This is a genomic window from Streptomyces sp. DSM 120436 (genome assembly GCF_055778765.1).
The window spans coordinates 3,217,104-3,232,861 of record NZ_JBSKBS010000001.1 but is presented as its reverse complement, the minus strand read 5'-3'; the positions used below and the strand labels follow the sequence as shown (position 1 = coordinate 3,232,861).

Sequence of the window (15,758 nt, the reverse complement as noted above, 5' to 3'; positions counted from 1 at the left end):
ACCCGCCATGAAATAAACCTGACCTTCCGGGAGGAACTACCTCCCCGTATGTCTCCAGAGTTCCGATGAGTAGGTGAGGACAGCTCAGCTGTCGGTCTCTCCCTTGGTGGACCACTCGTTGGCGAAGTGCTCCATCTGGCGGAGGACCAGGTCGATGGCCTCCTTCTGCTGGTCCGGCGGGTAGTTGTTGCGGGCCAGGAGGCGCTTGATGGTGCTGCGCAGGCGAGCGCGGACGGACTCGCGGGCGATCCAGTCGGGCTTGAGCTGGCGGCGGACCTCGGCGACCAGTTCACGGGCGATGCCCGCCAGGACCTCGTCGCCCATGAGCGAGCGGGCCGTGCCGTGGTCGGCCACGGCGTCGTAGAAGGCGAGTTCGCGCCAGTTCAGGGGCGGGTCGAACTTCTCGCCCCGTTTGGCGTCGGCCATGACGTCCTTGGCCATCTCGACCAATTTGGCGATGAGTTCGGCGCTGGTGTACTGCTGGCGCATGTAGCGCACCATCAGGTCCTGGAGCCGCTCGGAGAAGGTCGTCTGCCGGACGATGTTGTGCCGGGTGACCTCGCGCATCTTCCGTTCGACGAGCCGTCGCAGTGCCTCGGCCGCCAGGTGCGGGGTGTCGCTCTGCTGGAGCTGGGCGACCAGCGCGTCGTTGAGGTGGGTCAGGTCGGCGGTCTCCAGTCCGGCCTCGGCGAAGAGGTCCGTCACTCCGCCCGTCTCCACCACTGACGAGGTCAGCTGGGCGAGGTACAGCTCGACATCACGGGCGACGGGGAGCCCACGTGCCTCGCGGTTCATGGCGTCCAGCTTCGCCATGTAGGCACGGACTTCGACGAAGAACTGGATGTGACGCTTCCACGCCGGCCGGTCGGTGAACCGGTTCCCGACATGCTTCGAACTGCCCGCCAGAGCCCAGAAACGCTCAAGGCGATAAGCGTGCTCGCGGAAGCGGCGGCTCAGCGTCTGGCGGGGATCGTCGAGCTGCTCCGGGTTGTTGCCGGGCGTGCGGGGGTCGAGCAAGTACTCGGCGCTCCGCAAGGCCGCGTCGACGAACGCCTTGGGACCGGGCCGGTCGAGCAGCGGTTCCCAGGCGAAGCCGCGCAGGATGTCGGCCAGGACGTCGTACTCGTTGCGCAGCTCGTCCAGTGCGCGCTCGACGTCCTGGCCGAGGGTGCGGTCGCGCTGGTCGGCCTCGGTGTACTCGGCGATGGCCCGCTGGAGGTTCTCCGTCAGCGGGGCGTAGCCGACGAGGAGACCGTCCTTCTTCCCGCGGAAGCGGCGGTTGACGCGGGCCAGGGCCTGCATCAGGTTGGCGCCCTTGAGCGGCCGGTCCAGGTACATGGTGTGGACCGGCGGGGCGTCGAAGCCGGTCAGCAGCATGTTGTTGACGATGAGCAGTTCCAGCTCGTCGTCGGGGTCCTTGGCCCGGTTGATGACGGCCTTGCGGCGGCTGTCGGTCAGCGCGTGGGCGAGCAGCTCGTCCGAGTCCTTGCGGGAGTTCGAGGAGAAGACGATCTTCATCGTGCCCTTCTCGAACTCGTCGCTGTGCCACTCGGGGCGCAGCTCGCGCAGTGCGTCGTAGACGCGGACGCAGATCTCACGGGTCGCGCACACCACCATCGCCTTGCCGGGCGCCCCGCCCGACTCGGAGGCGCCGACGAACGGCTTCATCCGCTCCCGGCGCGCCTCCCAGTGCTCCACCAGGTCGGCCGCGAGGTCCCGTATGCGGGCCGGCGCGCCGTACATGGCGTTCATCGTCGCCACGGCCTGTTCGACGCGGCGGCGCTCGGTGTCGTCGAGGCCCTCGGTGATCCGGTCGGCCTCCTCGTCGATGGTGGTCGGATCGACGTCGTGGTCCAGGACGAGCTGGATCACGCGGCTCTCGTGGTAGACCTTCACGGTCGCACCGTCGTCGGCGGCCCGCTTGAGGTCGTAGACGTCGATGTAGTCGCCGAACACCTCGCGGGTGTTGCGGTCGGCCTCCGAGATCGGGGTGCCGGTGAAGGCGAGCAGCGTGGCGTGCGGGAGCGCGTCGCGCAGGTGGCGGGCGAGGCCGTTGAGGTCGTCGTAGTGGCTGCGGTGGGCCTCGTCGACGATGACGACGATGTTCCGGCGGTCGGAGAGCATCGGGTGGTCGGTGCCCGACTCCCGCTCCTCCTTCGTCTTGCCGAACTTCTGGAGCGTGGTGAAGAGGATCCCTCCCGTCCTCTTCGCCGCGAGCTCCTCTCGCAGTTCGGCACGGGTGACGACCTGCTGCGGCGTCTCCGGGAGGATCTCGCTCTCCTGGAACGTCGAGTAGAGCTGATCGTCGAGGTCCGTGCGGTCGGTGACGACCACGACGGTGGGGTTCAGCAGGGCCGGGTCCCGCATCACCATGGTCGTGGTGAGGACCATCTCCTCCGACTTGCCGGAACCCTGGGTGTGCCAGACGACGCCGGCCTTGCCGTCGCTCGCCGAGGCCGTGCGGACGGCTTCGGCGGCGCGGGTGACCGCGTGGTACTGGTGCGGCTTGGCGATCCGCTTCATCCGCTTCGACGGGACGAAGTTGATGAAGGACTGGATCAGTTCGAGGAAGCGGGACTGGGTGAACAGGCCGTGCAGCGCCAGGTTCTGCCCCGACTCGGAGAAGCCGTCGGCGGTCAGCGGGTCCACGCGGGCGCCGAACTCGTCCGTGTTCCACGGGGCGAAGTGCTCGTACGGGGTGAACGGGGTGCCGTACTTCGCCGTGATGCCGTCGGAGAGCAGGACGACCGCGTTGTAGCGGAAGGCCGTCGGGAACTCCTGCACGTACCGGGCTACTTGGGCGTGGGCGGTCTGGAGCGTCGCGTCCTCGTCGCCGGCCCGCTTCAGCTCGATGGCGGCGAGGGGCAGGCCGTTGACGTACAGGATGACGTCGAAGCGGCGGTTCCTGTCGCCGTCGATCACGGTGACCTGGTTGAGGGCGCGGTAGGTGTTCGCGTCCGGGTCGTCCAGGTCGAGGAGGCGGATGGTGGGGTTGTGCTCGGCGCCGTGGGAGTCGGTGTAGGTGACGGAGCGTATGCCGGTGGTGAGGTGGCGGTGGGCGGCCCGGTTCTCCTCGTAGGTGTCCTGGGAGCCGGGGGTGGCGGCGGTCGCCACGGCCTCGCGGACGGCGTCCGGGGGGAGGTCCGGGTTCAGGCGCGCGATCGCCTCCTCGAGGTCCGGGTAGAGGATCAGGTCGTCCCAGGACTTGCGGTGGTCGGAACCCGGCGCGAACGCGTTACCGGGGGCCGGCTGCCAGGCCAACTCGGCCAGCTCGTCGAGGGCGAGCAGCTCCCAGTCGGCTTCGGTGGGGCGGCGGTGGGTTCTGTCGTCGGGTTCGTTTCCGTCGTGGGGTGTCGTCATGTGGCGTCCTCGACGATCTTCTCGGCGTCCTTGAGGCGGAGGCGGCCGGACATGAGTTGGGGGAGAAGGGTGTCACGGAGGGTGGCGAGAGCTTTGTTTTCTTTGGTTACCTGCGCAGCATCGGCATGGAGAGGAGCGACTACTTGAGCAAACTTCGCCACTTCCGATGCTTCGGGCAACCGGATCCGCATGGCCTTGAAATTCTTGCGGCTGAGCTCCAGGAACGTGGAGCCGTTGGCCAAGCTGATCATCTCGTCCACACGGGAGCGCATTTCATGCAAGAGCCACCAGCGCATTTCCTCTTTGCGGGGCAGCACTACAATGAATCCCTGATTCACAGCAGTAGGAACTTGAGGCAGCGCGAAGGCACCGATGGTGGCACGAGAGGTCATGAAGATAGATTGGGCAGGGTATAGCTGGGAGGCACAATTTTCGAGACCGAGCTCAGTGATTTTCCGACTCGTTTCGAAAAGATACAGGGAGGAAAGGGCCGTCACATCAGAGGGCGTAGCCCAACAGATGTCCCCACCCCAGTACCCCTCCTTCTTAGTGCTTGGAGTTCCTCCGCCAGCAACCGCAGCAACGGATCCGAAGGTCTCATCGCTAAGGTCGAAGCTACGCGCTGTTGCGAGAAAGTACGCGTCAGCCAGTTCAACAGCAGTTGCCGCGATGCGCTCGTTGACGGCGATCTTGCCGTCCAGCGCCCCGAGCAGCTCGGTGATCGCCTCCTGCTCCCCCCTCTCCGGCAGAGTCATCACGAGCGACCTTATGTCCGCCATGTTTAGGTAGTCAGCCATGTCGGTCTGACTCTTCCTGTACCCCGCCTGGGCCCAGAATTCTGAACTTTTGAACCAGTAGTAAAGGAACTTACGCACCAAAGGTCCGCCATCAGTGACGCGAAAAAAACAGACCTGTGGACTGTAGACGAACTCTGGCGCATCATCCGGGATGATAGCGACTCGCCCCACTGTCCCCTTGGTCGTGAGAACGACATCACCAGCGCGGGACACCTTGTTTCCCATCGCACCACGAAACGAGCTACTGACGAAGTCGGTGAACTCTGGCCGAATGACACCATGATCGACCTCAGCAACACGCAAGATGGGAATACCAGGCCGCCCGTGCTCGGACTTCTTCGTGCGGTAACCATCGCCAAAGCTGAGGGCACCCCTTGCTACAAGTTGCGCAATGGTGAATTGCTCAGACATCGACCCTCCCCAACTGCACGCGCACCGTCTTCTCCAGTTCCGCCGACTTGTCGAACAACCCGTACAACTCTTCCGTCAGCTTGCTGATCCGCTCGGTGATCGCCTCCGTGTCCTCTTCCTCAGCCGCGACGGCCCCCACATACCGCCCCGGCGTCAGCACGTACACGTGTTCCCGCACTGTCTCCAGGTCGGCCGAACAGCAGAAGCCCGATACGTCCTCGTACGTCAGCCCTGCCTCGCGCGCCGACGCCGTGCCGCGCCAGGCGTGGTAGGTGTCCGCGATCTTCCTGAGGTCGGCCTCCGGCAGGATGCGCTCCGTGCGGTCGACCATCTCGCCCATTCCCCGGGCGTCAATGAAGAGGATTTCGCCCCGCCGGTCGTCCAACCGCCGTGCGCCCTGCGGCGACTTGTCCTTGGACAGGAACCACAGACACGCCGGGATACCCGTCGTACGGAAAAGCTGCGGAGGCAACGCCACCATGCACGCCACCAGGTCGGCCTCCACCAGCGCCTGCCGGATCTCCCCCTCGCCACTGGACTGCGAGCTCATCGAGCCGTTCGCCAGAACGACGCCCGCCGTCCCCCTCTCCCCCAGCTTGGAGATCATGTGCTGGAGCCAGGCGTAGTTGGCGTTGTTCTTCGGCGGGACCCCGTACTTCCAGCGCGGGTCGCTCTCGTCCCTCGCCCAGTCCTTGATGTTGAAGGGCGGGTTGGCCATCACGAAGTCGGCCTTGAGGTCCGGGTGCTTGTCGTCGGCGAAGGTGTCGCCCCAGCGGGCGGCGAGGTTGCCGTCGATGCCGTGGATGGCCAGGTTCATCTTGGCCAGGCGCCAGGTGCGCTCGTTCAGCTCCTGGCCGTACACCGCGATGTCGGCCTTGTGGCCCTTCCCCCGGTGCGCCTCGATGAACTTGCTCGCCTGCACGAACATGCCGCCCGAGCCGCACGCCGGGTCGTACACCCGCCCCTCGTACGGCTCCAGGATCTCGACGATCAGCCGGACGACAGAGCTCGGCGTGTAGAACTCGCCGCCCCTCTTGCCTTCCGCGCGCGCGAAGTTGCCCAGGAAGTACTCGTACACCTCGCCCAGCAGGTCCTGCGCCGGCCGGTCCTCGCTGCCGCCGAACCGCGCGTCGCTGATCAGGTCGACGAGTTCGGCAAGCCGCTTCTGGTCGACGCGGTCCTGGTTGAAGATCTTGGGGAGGACACCCGTCAGGGAGGCGTTCTCCCGCATGATCGCGTCCATCGCCTCGTCCAGGAGCTTGCCCACCCCCTGCGCCTTGGCGTTCGCGGCGATCCAGGACCAGCGGGCGGTCTCCGGGACCCAGAAGACGTGGGCGCCGGTGTACTCGTCGCGGTCCTCCAGGAAGTCGCCGATCTGGTCCTCGGAGATGCCGTCCTCGGCGAGTTCCTTGGCCAGCTCGGTGCGGCGCTCCTCGAAGGCGTCCGAGACGTACTTCAGGAAGATCAGGCCGAGGACGAACTCCTTGTACTGGGCGGCGTCGATGGACCCGCGGAGCTTGTCGGCCGCCTTCCAGAGGATGTCCTGGATCTCCTTGGCGGTGGAGGCGCTGAACAGCTCCGCCTGGTCGGCGGGCTTGCCTTTACTTGCAGCCATCGGGTGGGCCGTCTCCTTCAGTGGACGTCGGTGTGCGGAAGTGGCTGGATGGTGAGCGTGCCGTCGGCCATGCCGGCCGCCATCACGCGGGTCAGGTCGTCGAGCGCGGCCGTCTGCTCGCGCAGTAACGCCGCCCGGCTCTCGATCTCGGCGAGGACGGCCTCGTACAGGTCGGCCTCGGCGCCGCTCAGGTCGGGGATCACCAGGTCCTCGATGCGGCGGGAGGCGCGCACGGCTCCGCTGGTGCGGGCGTGCTCCCCCGCCGCCGCCCGCAGCAGCGCGGCCAGCACCCGGGGTCGTACCGGCGGGTCCGCGTCGGGGTGCACCCGCAGGATGCGGGCCGGAGCCGCGACCAGCGAGAGCCCCTCCGTGTCGACGTACACGCCGAAGTGCGGGTGGGCGGTGACGACGAGGTCCCCGGGTTCGGTGAACTGGGCGTGCTCGTAGGCCGTGAGCAGGATGCCCCGGTCGATGCGACGGCCGCCGATGCGGGCGGTGCCGAGGATCTCCTCGGGGGTGAGGACCGTGTAGTGGCCCTCGGAGGTGAGGTGTTCGGGGGCGAAGCGGTGGCCGGGGCGGCGGCGCAGGCGGCGGGCGCGCAGGAGGCGGCCGACGGACGTACGGCGTACCGGCTGGTTCTCCGGGCGCAGTTCCGCCCGGGCGCGCAGCCGGAGTTCGCCGGCGCGCGACCGTTCGTGGAGCTCGCCCAGGCGACGCTCCAGGTCCGCGATGAGTGCCGGGCGTTCCACCACCGTCCGCAGGTGCCGGGACGCGGGCGTGCGGTGCTGCGGGGTGAACGGGGCGCCGGGGCTGCCGTCCAGGTCGGTGCCGTGGACGATGGCGGCGTGGCGCGGTTCGTGGCGGGGGTCGGGGGTCCAGCCGGAGGCACGCCAGATCGCGATGTCCTCGGCGAGCGCGTCGAGGACGGGCTCGGTGAGCGGCCGGGCGGAGTAGTCGGCGAGGAGGACGCGGCCGGTGCGCTGCTCCTCGGGGACGCGGGCGAGGACCCAGACCGCCGTGCGGTAGCCGGGACGGTAGGCGTAGGCGCCGTCGGGGAGGCTGATCGCCGCCTTGAGTAAACCGGGTTCCAGGAACGAGCGGCGCAGGCGGTCGGCGTCGCCGTGCCGGGCGAGGGGGCCGGTGAGGGCGTCGGCGGGGCCGAGGACGACGGCGGTGGCTCCGGTGTCGAGGTAGTCGGTGAGGGCGGCGACCTGCTCGAGGACCGCCTTGGCGTCGCGGGTCTCGGCGGCCTCGTAGGGCAGGGCGCAGACGAGGAGGTGCGGGTAGCCCCACTCGTCGGCGGTCAGTTCCTCGCCCTCGACGACGTCGAGCCGGAACTCGTACACCCCGCGCACCAGCATCCGCCGGCGGACCAGGCGCACGCGGGCCGGGTCGGGGTCGGCGGCGAGGTAGACGTGACCGGCGTCCTCGGCGGCTCGGTCGTGGAGGGCCGCCGGAAGGTCGCCGCAGCAGGCGTGCGGGACGGCGATCACCGCTCCCTCGTCGAGGGTGTCGATCCCGGAGAGCGCGGCGAGGGCGCGGACCACGGCCGGGGCGGGCCCGTCGGCGGCCGGGTCGGGGGAGCCGAGGCGGTGGCGGGCCTGGAGGATCCAGTCGAAGGCCTCGGCGGGGTTGTACGCGGCGTCGATCAGTTCGTCGGCGAGGTGGGCGAGGGCCGGGCCGGTGCGGTCGGGGTCGGGCAGGGAGCGCAGTTCGGAGAGGAGGAAGAGGTCCTCGGGGTCGAGGTCGGCGGCCCGTTCCAGGAGCGTGTGCCAGGGGCGGCCGTCGGCGACGGGAGCGTCGAGCTGTTGGTGCAGGCAGACCAGGGAGGTCAGCGCGCCGAGCAGGACGGACGCGGGCAGGAGCGGGGTGCGCCAGGCGGCCAGGGTGTGCAGGGCGAGCTCGGCGCGGAGCCGGCGGGCGTCGGTGTTGCCGCGGCCGGTGGAGGCCAGCCAGTCGACGACCGCGCGGGCGTCGAACAGGGGACGTCCGTCCTCATGGGCGACGGGTGCGGGGAAGTCGGGGTGGCGGCGGGCCCATGTGGTCGGGACCGGGCGCTTGACCTGGGCGAGGGCGGCGATCTCGGCATAGGTGATCCGCCAGGCCGGGGTTTCGGGCAGGATGGCGGCGGAGGTCCGTGCGGTCGTGTGCGTCGTCATGGACGGTCTCCCCCTCTCCCCCGGGTCACTGAGGCCGGCTTCCTCGCCTCGTGGTCCTCCCCTCTTCAGCGGGGTGGACGTCAGCAATCTACAGCGAGGCCTGATCCTCAGGGGAAACTCGGCTGATAATACGGGTTATCAGTGATCTCTGCACCGATCCTTCGGACCGGCGGGCACCTTGTGACCAGCAAGCGCCACGACGCCGAACCGGAGGACCACCGCAATGAACCACCCGCCCTCGACACCGCCCAGCACCCCGCAGCCCTCCGGGTCCGGGAACGCGCCGAGCTGGGGCGCCGTACCGCCGGTGCCGGCCCCGTCGACGGGCCCCGGGCAGCCTCCGGCGGGCGTGCCGGCGAGGCCGAAGGCATCGCGCCGCAAGGCCTGGCTCACCCACGGCGCGACCGCGCTCGTCGCCCTCGTGATCGGCGCGGGCATCGGCGGCGACGGGGAGTCCGGCGGCGAGGACGACTCCGCCGCCCCGGCCCCCGCGGTCACCGTCACCGAGACCGCGCCCGCCGAGGCCGGTGCACCGGAGCCGGCCGCCACGGTCACCGAGGAGGTCACGGTCACTCCGAAGCCCGCCAAGAAGCCCGGAGCGGCCACCACGGTCGAGGGCGACGGCCAGTACCTCGTCGGCGAGGACATGCAGGCCGGCACCTACAAGACCGCCGGGCCCGACAAGGGCGGCATCATCGAGAACTGCTACTGGGCGCGCACCAAGGACGCCTCCGGGGAGTTCGGCGCGATCATCGCCAACGACAACCTCCAGGGGCAGGGCCGGGTGACGGTCAACAAGGGCGAGTACTTCGAGACCAACGGCTGCCAAGAGTGGACCAAGGCCGGCTGACCGGCCGCCGCAGACGCCGCCGCGCTCGTGGGGGGACGCGGCGGACATGGGGCGGGCGGCCCCGTCGAGAACGGGCCGCCCGCCCCTCTCCTCCACCTCATGAGCCACCCACCCGACGTGAACAGGAGGGTCCGTCGATGGGCCGCCGTTCCCCGCTCGCCCACGCACCCCGCCTCGCCCTCGAGGGCCGACCGCAAGTGCACTTCGACGGCGCGGTCAAGGCCGTCTCCCGGACACCGGTCGTCCTCGCGACGGACGCCTCGGTCGCGGGCGACAAGGTCGGTACCGGCTACCTCGCCACCACCGGCGAGACCGGACTGCGCGCCCACACCTACCCGCATCACCTCACCGCGCCCCGCGTCCGTGTCGTCGTCACTGAACTCCGCGCCGTCTATTGGGGGCTCAGGCGGATCTTCGCGGCGCACCCCGGGCACCCCGTCGAGGTACGCGTCGACAACCTCGACGCCTTGGAACTCCTGCTCGAGTGGCGGCGCGGCGGCTTCCGGATGCCGGACGGCTACGAGACTGGGCTGCGCTCGCAGGGCCGCCGGCCCAGCCTCGTCAAGCTGCAGATGTACGCCGAGTACACGCCCGGGCTGACCTTTGTCCACGAGAAGGCGCACGTCGGCAACCCGCTCAACGAGGCAGCCGACTCCCTGGCCAAGCTCGGCCTGCGCTCCGTACGCGGCATGGTGCCGGCGGCCGAGATACCCCGGCTGGTGCCCCTCTGGGCGAGTGGGGCGCTGGCCGAGTACCGGCGCGGCCGGGACTGAGCCCCGTATTCACGCCCTCCTCCCGCTCCCGCTACCCCTCCGTTCCTCCGCACCCTCGTTCCGAAGGGATGTTCCGCCATGTCCTCCTCCGAGCAGCAGCCGCACACTCCTCCCCCGGCGACGGCCTTCGACACGGGCCCGGGAACGGCCGAGGAACCGGTCCACACGTCTGCCGGACCGCTCCCCGCTCCGCCCGGCCACCCGCCGGCGGCGCCCGCCTCCCGCTGGTCGGAGCTGTCGCGCGGCGCCGTCCTCATGATCGGGGCCGGAATCGGCGCCGGCCTGGCGGGGGCGTGCTGGGCAGGAGTGACGCTGGCCGGTGGCGACGAGACCGACGCGACCCCAGCCGGTGCATCCGCCTCGCCCTCGGTGAGCGCCGATCGGGCCGAGGACGCGGAGGGGCCGTTCAGCACCGACGGGACGCTCACCGTCGCCGGGATCGGCGCGGGTCTGGATCCCGGGGAACTGTGTTCCGGGACGGGCGGCTACTCCGACATCGACTTCGGCACCCAGGTCAACGTCACCGATGCCGCCGGAACCCTCGTCGCCGTGGGCAGCCTCGGGCTGGGCGAGAAGAAGGAGCTGGGCTGCGAGTTCCCGTTCACGGTCGCCGACATCACGCCGGGCTCGAAGTTCTACACGGTCGAGGTTTCCCATCGGGGCGGTCTTACCCAGACCGAGGACGAGCTGCGCGCGGGCGGCCTCGCGTTCTCCCTCGGCGACTGAACCGCCGTCCCTGGCTCAGGAAGACTGTTCCGCATCTTTCCCATGCATCTCGGCCTTTTCAGAACTTACCACTGCACGATGTACTTCGCCCGTGTGTCGGCCCACAGGCCACCGTGGGCCTGCGATCACAGCCGGAACGGAGAATCTCAGTGAGCACTTACACCGATCCCCTCGTCGACGGTGCACCCCCGATGAGCGGGTACGAGAGGCAGGTGTGGGACGCGCTCAACGAGCACTGGCAGCGTCGCGACGAACGCCGTGGACTGCCGAACTGGGCGAGCACCGCGCTCAGTCGCACCGGTGAGGTCGCGGGGAACGCCGCGAGACGGGTCAAGGACGCCGTGCCGGACGCGGTCGCGGAACCGGTCCGACGCGCAGGCGACGCGGTCGCCGACACGGCCCTGCGGCCGGCGCTCGCAAGCGCGGCGGCGTTGCTCGAGCTGGTCAACGACAAGGCCATGGATCTCAACGACCCGAAGAGCGTCGAGGAGCTGGCCCGCAAGCAGGGTCTCGACATCGACAGTTTCACCGAACTGCGGCAGCAGGACCTCAAAGTCTGCGACCGGCTGCTGACCCGCAACACCCTCAAGTGGCGGACCACCGGAGCGGTCGAAGGCGGCGCCATGGGCCTGCTGGCCATGGTCCCCGTCGCCGGTACCCTCACCGCGCTGACGGCGGACATCCTGGTCGTCCAGGTCCTGAGCACGTCGATAGCGGCGCGCATCGCGTACTCCTACGGCTATGACGCCAAGGACCCCAAGGAGCAGGAGTTCATCCAGCACCTGGTACAGCAGTCCTTCATGGCGCAGGCGGCCAAAGCCAAGCCGATGCGTGACACCGCACGGGCGGCGAGCGCGGTCAAGGGACGTGTGAGGTGGTCGAAGAAGCTCCGCAACGACCACCGTCTCCTGGCAGCCCTCGAGAAGTTGATGAAACAGCTGGGCCCGGCCGGCTCGAGGGTGCCTGTCAAGAATGTCGCCAAGGTAGTGCCGGTCGTCGGTGTCCTCATTGGCGCCGGCATGAATTCCGCGGTCCTTGGCAGGGTGGCCACCGAGGCTCAGCGTTACTGTCAGACCCGGTTCCTGTGCGACAAGTACGGCCTCCCGCTGCCTCCCGCGATGGCGCCCCATGGAGACGACAGCACCATGACCGAGGCCGACTGACCCGACCTACGGGCGATCACGGCGGCGATCTCCGTCCGCCGGACGGAGGCTCCACACACCGCTACATGCACCGACCTGTGGGTCAGGGCCCGCCCGGGGCCGTCTCCGCCCGTGAGTCGTACGCCTCCCGGGCGGCGTGAATGCCGTCCAGGTTGCTGAGGGACCACTCCAGCAACGGCGCGGTGGCCTCGCGCAGGGTCATGCCCATAGGCGTGAGCGCGTAACTGACGTGCGGTGGCATGACGTTGTGGACGGTGCGGGTCAGGATGCCGTCGCGTTCCAGGCTGCGCAGGGTGACGGTGAGCATGCGCTGGCTGATGCCGGTGGTGGCGCGCTTGAGTTCGGTGAAGCGGCGTGGCCCCTGGCTGAGGTTGCGGACGACGAGCAGGGACCACTTGTCGCCGACGATGCCGAGGACGTCGCTGGTGCGGCACGGGTCCTGCCGGTGCGGCATCGACGACGGGCCGTCGGCTGCGGTCATGGTTACCTCCAAGGAACCGGGTTACCGGAATGTGCCTTATTGCCCCAGGTCGGGCGGGTGAACCACGATGAAGGGGCGGTTCCCGAAGCGTACCGAGGCACGGAAAGGAACCGCTTCTTTCCCCATCCCTCTCCTTGGAAGGCACCTTTGTGTCGACTTATCTGCTTGTCCATGGCGCGTGGCACGACGCCCGGTGCTGGGACCGGACGGTTCCGCTGCTGGAGGCCACCGGCCACCGCGTGCTCCGCCCCTCGCTGACCGGCTACGGCGACAAGGCGCACCTGCTCGGCCCCGAGGTGGGGCTGGACACCCATGTCGAGGACGTCGTCCGGCTGATCGAGGACGAGGACCTGACCGACGTGATCCTGGTCGGCCACAGCTACGCGGGCCTGGTGATCTCGTCGGCGGCGAACGAGGTCCCGGAGCGGATCGCGCACCTGGTGTACCTGGACGCGATGGTGCCGGAGGACGGCGAGACCGCGGTCGACGCGCAGCCCGTGACCCAACGGTTGATCGACGCCGCCGCGTCCACGGACAGCCCGTGGCGCATCCCGCCCCTGCCGGAACTGCCGTCGCCTTTTGGCCTGTTCGGCGTGACCGACCCGGCGGACCAGGAATGGCTGCGCGGCATGCTCTCCGACCACCCGGTCCGCTGTCTGCAACAGCCCGCCCGGCTGGACGACCCGGCGCTGCGTGAGGTCCCGCGCACGCACATCCACTGCGTGGGCGCGGCCCCGGAGGGCATCGTGCGGCGCCCGGTGCCGGCGCTCCAGCCCAACGGGACGCCGTCGCGGGTGCGGGAACTGCCCACCGGGCACGACTGCATGGTCACGATGCCCGAGGAGTTGAGCGACCTGCTGCTGGAGGTGGCGGGCTGAGCCGCCCCTCGCCGCGCCCTCAGCCCGACGACACCGGCAGCACATCCGGCGCCAGCGCCGCCGCCCTCGCCGTCGCGGCCGTCATCCGACGGCGGTGGTGGCGGCGGCACAGCACCTCGTAGCCGATCTCGTCCGCGGAGCCGGTGACGTCGCCGACGACGACCTGGGCGCCCTCGACGACCATCACGCCGCCGACCGTGCGGGCGTTGTGCGTGGCGCGGGCGCCGCACCAGCACAGGGCCTCCACCTGGAGCACCTCGACGCGGTCGGCGAGTTCGATCAGGCGCTGGGAGCCGGGGAACAGCTTGGAACGGAAGTCGGTGGTGATGCCGAAGGCGTAGACGTCGAGGTCCAGGTCGTCGACCACGTGTGCGAGCTGGTCGATCTGCTCGGGCGCGAGGAACTGCGCCTCGTCGGCGATCACGTAGTCCGCGCGGCGGCCCTGCGAGAGGTGGTCGACGAGGTGGGCGTACAGGTCGGCGCCGTCGCCGACCTCCACCGCGTCGGTGACCAGGCCCAGACGGGAGGAGAGCTTGCCCTCGCCGGCCCGGTCGTTGCGGGTGAAGATCATGCCGACCAGGCCGCGTGCCGACCGGTTGTGTTCGATCTGCAGAGCCAGCGTCGACTTCCCGCAGTCCATCGTTCCGCAGAAGAACACCAGTTCGGACATGGAGGGTCGGGTACCTTTCGGCGAGGATCGGGAACGGGGCGCGTCAGGAGCGTACTTCGAGCAGGGGGACCAACTGCTCGGCAGGGGTCATGGAACCGTGGTTGCCGACCATCGCCGACTCCCTGGGCTCCCGCTCGGAGGCGACGAGCAGGACGTCGTCCCGCGCCGCGGCGATCACGTCGCCGAGCCGGTGGTACACCCGCTCGTCGACCGACGGCCCGAACCAGCCCGCGGCGATCGCCTCGTCGCGGGACGCCACCCAGAACTGCTCGCCCAGCACCTCGCGCCAGCACGCCAGCACGTCACCGGCGGCGCCGGGCACCGCGTACACGTGACGCGCGCGGCCCTCGCCGCCGAGCAGGGCGACGCCCGCCTTCAGTTCCCAGTCCTCGTCGAAGTCGATGCGGTGCGTCTCGTCGAAGGGGATGTCGACCATGCCGTGGTCGGCGGTCACGTACAGGGCGCTGCGGGGCGGCAGTCGCTCGGCGAGGCGCTGCACCAGGCGGTCGACGTACATGAGCTGGCCGCGCCAGGTGTCGGAGTCGACGCCGAAGCGGTGGCCGGCGCCGTCGACCTCGGCGTAGTACGTGTAGACCAGCGAGCGGTCGGCGGCGGCCAGGTGCTCGGCGGCGGTGTCCACGCGGTCCTCGCCGGACAGCCGTCCCTGGAAGGTGCCGCCGCTGAGCGCGACCTTCGTCAGCGGGGTGTCGGCGAAGGCCGGGGAGGACACCTGGGCGGCGTGCACGCCCGCGCGGTGCGCCAGTTCGAAGACCGTCGGGTACGGCTGCCAGGCGCCCGGCGGGGTCCACGGCTGCCAGCGGAGCTGGTTCATCAGCTCGCCGGTGTCCGGGTCGCGCACGGTGTAGCCGGGCAGGCCGTGGGCGCCCGGGGGCAGGCCGGTGCCGACGGAGGCGAGGGAGGTCGCGGTGGTCGCCGGGTACCCGGCGGTGATCGGACGCCCGGTGCCGCCGCGCGACGCGGCCAGCAGGGACGTCATGAACGGCGCTTCCTCCGGGTGGGCCTTGAGCTGCTCCCAGCCGAGGCCGTCGATCAGGAAGACGCAGTTGCGGTCGGCGGGGGTCAGTTCGCCGATGCCCGCGGTCATGCCGGGGACGCCGAGTCCGGCGGCGAGGGTGGGCAGCAGGTCGGCCAGGGAGCCGGTGCCGTAGGCCGGGACGGGCGCGGAGCCGACGGGGAGCGGCTGCGGGTGGGAGTCCGGGACGCCGGGCGCCGGGCGCTCCCGGTCGTGGGCCGCGGGCGGAGGGTGAGCCATCAGCGCAGGTCCGCCGTCGCCTCGGACAGGGCCTGGGCGAAGGCGAGCGCCTGACGCACCGTCTCCGGGCCGTCGCCGGCCTCGCTGACGCGCAGGCTCAGGTCGTCGGCCGTCGAGTTGCCCGTGTAGCCGTGGTCGGCCTCGCAGTCGGGGTCGCCGCAGGCGGCCGGCTCCAGGTCGATGCGGGAGACGGCGCCCCAGCCGATGGTGAGCACGATCTCGCGCGGCAGGGTGCCCGGCGTGTACGACTCCGGGTTGGCGACCACGCGGCTGACCACGATCGACGAGATCCGGCCGAGCTTGACCGACTCGGTGGACGTGGTGGCGTACGGGGTCGGGGAGGTGCTGTCCGCGGCCTGCTCGTCGGTGTGGCTGACGATGAAGCGGTTGGCGGTGAGGACGAGCACGGTGACGTGCCGCCGCACCTCGTTCTGGTCGAACGTCGTCTCCTGGTGGACCAGGTACGACCGGACGGGCTCGCCGCCCACGGCGGCCTCCACCGCCTCGGCCACGAGAGCCGGGTAGTAGCCGCTGCGTTCGATCGCCGCCCGCAGCCCCTGGGTCGTCGTACTGGTCTTGGCCATGTCGCCCATCCTACGGGT

Annotated in this window: 13 protein-coding genes; 5 read left to right on the top strand and 8 right to left on the bottom strand. The window is 69.9% G+C overall.

Going from position 1 to position 15,758, the window contains the following annotated elements; all coding sequences use genetic code 11:
• Positions 1–84: 84 nt before the first annotated feature.
• Genes ACWH4W_RS14640 through ACWH4W_RS14625 form a run of 4 tightly spaced genes read right to left on the bottom strand, consistent with a single transcriptional unit; the run spans position 85 to position 8,342 of the window.
• Positions 85–3,360, bottom strand: a complete 3,276-nt coding sequence (locus ACWH4W_RS14640; protein ID WP_473076161.1) for a type I restriction endonuclease subunit R — start codon at positions 3,358–3,360, stop codon at positions 85–87.
• Positions 3,357–4,568 (bottom strand): restriction endonuclease subunit S, encoded by a 1,212-nt coding sequence (locus ACWH4W_RS14635; RefSeq protein WP_473076160.1) that lies wholly within the window; start codon positions 4,566–4,568, stop codon positions 3,357–3,359. The genes ACWH4W_RS14640 and ACWH4W_RS14635 overlap by 4 nt, the downstream gene beginning before the upstream one ends.
• Positions 4,561–6,183 carry a class I SAM-dependent DNA methyltransferase gene (locus tag ACWH4W_RS14630; protein ID WP_473076159.1) on the bottom strand — a complete coding sequence of 541 codons (1,623 nt, stop codon included), beginning with the start codon at positions 6,181–6,183 and terminating at the stop codon, positions 4,561–4,563. The genes ACWH4W_RS14635 and ACWH4W_RS14630 overlap by 8 nt, the downstream gene beginning before the upstream one ends.
• 17 nt (positions 6,184–6,200) lie before the next feature.
• Complete coding sequence (locus ACWH4W_RS14625) at positions 6,201–8,342, bottom strand: DNA methyltransferase family protein (RefSeq protein WP_473076158.1); 2,142 nt, start codon at positions 8,340–8,342, stop codon at positions 6,201–6,203.
• 223 nt (positions 8,343–8,565) lie between these two features.
• Here ACWH4W_RS14625 and ACWH4W_RS14620 point away from each other — a divergent pair, with 223 nt between their 5' ends.
• The 4 genes from ACWH4W_RS14620 (at position 8,566) to ACWH4W_RS14605 (ending at position 11,854) form a co-directional block, all read left to right on the top strand.
• Positions 8,566–9,192: a hypothetical protein gene (locus tag ACWH4W_RS14620; RefSeq protein ID WP_473076157.1), complete on the top strand. Its 627-nt coding sequence runs from the start codon at positions 8,566–8,568 to the stop codon at positions 9,190–9,192.
• A gap of 137 nt (positions 9,193–9,329) precedes the next feature.
• Positions 9,330–9,965 (top strand): ribonuclease H family protein, encoded by a 636-nt coding sequence (locus ACWH4W_RS14615; protein WP_473076156.1) that lies wholly within the window; start codon positions 9,330–9,332, stop codon positions 9,963–9,965.
• Between the two features lie 78 nt (positions 9,966–10,043).
• A complete protein-coding gene (locus ACWH4W_RS14610) occupies positions 10,044–10,691 on the top strand; it encodes a hypothetical protein (protein ID WP_473076155.1) in 648 nt (215 codons plus the stop codon).
• A gap of 149 nt (positions 10,692–10,840) precedes the next feature.
• Entirely contained in the window at positions 10,841–11,854 is a 1,014-nt protein-coding gene (locus ACWH4W_RS14605; RefSeq protein WP_290004158.1) for an EcsC family protein, read from the top strand.
• Between the two features lie 82 nt (positions 11,855–11,936).
• On the opposite strand, the gene ACWH4W_RS14600 is transcribed toward ACWH4W_RS14605, so the two are convergent.
• On the bottom strand, positions 11,937–12,335 hold the full coding sequence (locus ACWH4W_RS14600) for a winged helix-turn-helix transcriptional regulator (protein WP_290004159.1): 399 nt from the start codon (positions 12,333–12,335) through the stop codon (positions 11,937–11,939).
• 149 nt (positions 12,336–12,484) lie between these two features.
• Between ACWH4W_RS14600 and ACWH4W_RS14595 the strand changes: the two genes are divergently transcribed.
• Positions 12,485–13,213 (top strand): alpha/beta fold hydrolase, encoded by a 729-nt coding sequence (locus ACWH4W_RS14595; protein WP_290004162.1) that lies wholly within the window; start codon positions 12,485–12,487, stop codon positions 13,211–13,213.
• A 19-nt stretch (positions 13,214–13,232) separates the two neighbouring features.
• On the opposite strand, the gene ACWH4W_RS14590 is transcribed toward ACWH4W_RS14595, so the two are convergent.
• The 3 genes from ACWH4W_RS14590 to ACWH4W_RS14580 are packed head-to-tail and all read right to left on the bottom strand — an operon-like array spanning position 13,233 to position 15,740.
• Positions 13,233–13,883 (bottom strand): thymidine kinase, encoded by a 651-nt coding sequence (locus ACWH4W_RS14590; RefSeq protein ID WP_290004163.1) that lies wholly within the window; start codon positions 13,881–13,883, stop codon positions 13,233–13,235.
• Positions 13,884–13,926: 43 nt separating this feature from the next.
• Complete coding sequence (locus ACWH4W_RS14585; protein WP_473076154.1) at positions 13,927–15,156, bottom strand: alkaline phosphatase family protein; 1,230 nt, start codon at positions 15,154–15,156, stop codon at positions 13,927–13,929.
• The gene (locus tag ACWH4W_RS14580; RefSeq protein WP_473076153.1) at positions 15,156–15,740 is read right to left on the bottom strand and encodes a DUF5998 family protein; all 585 of its coding nucleotides are present in this window, start codon (positions 15,738–15,740) and stop codon (positions 15,156–15,158) included. Before ACWH4W_RS14580 ends, ACWH4W_RS14585 begins: the two co-directional genes overlap by 1 nt.
• Between the last annotated feature and the right edge of the window lie 18 nt (positions 15,741–15,758).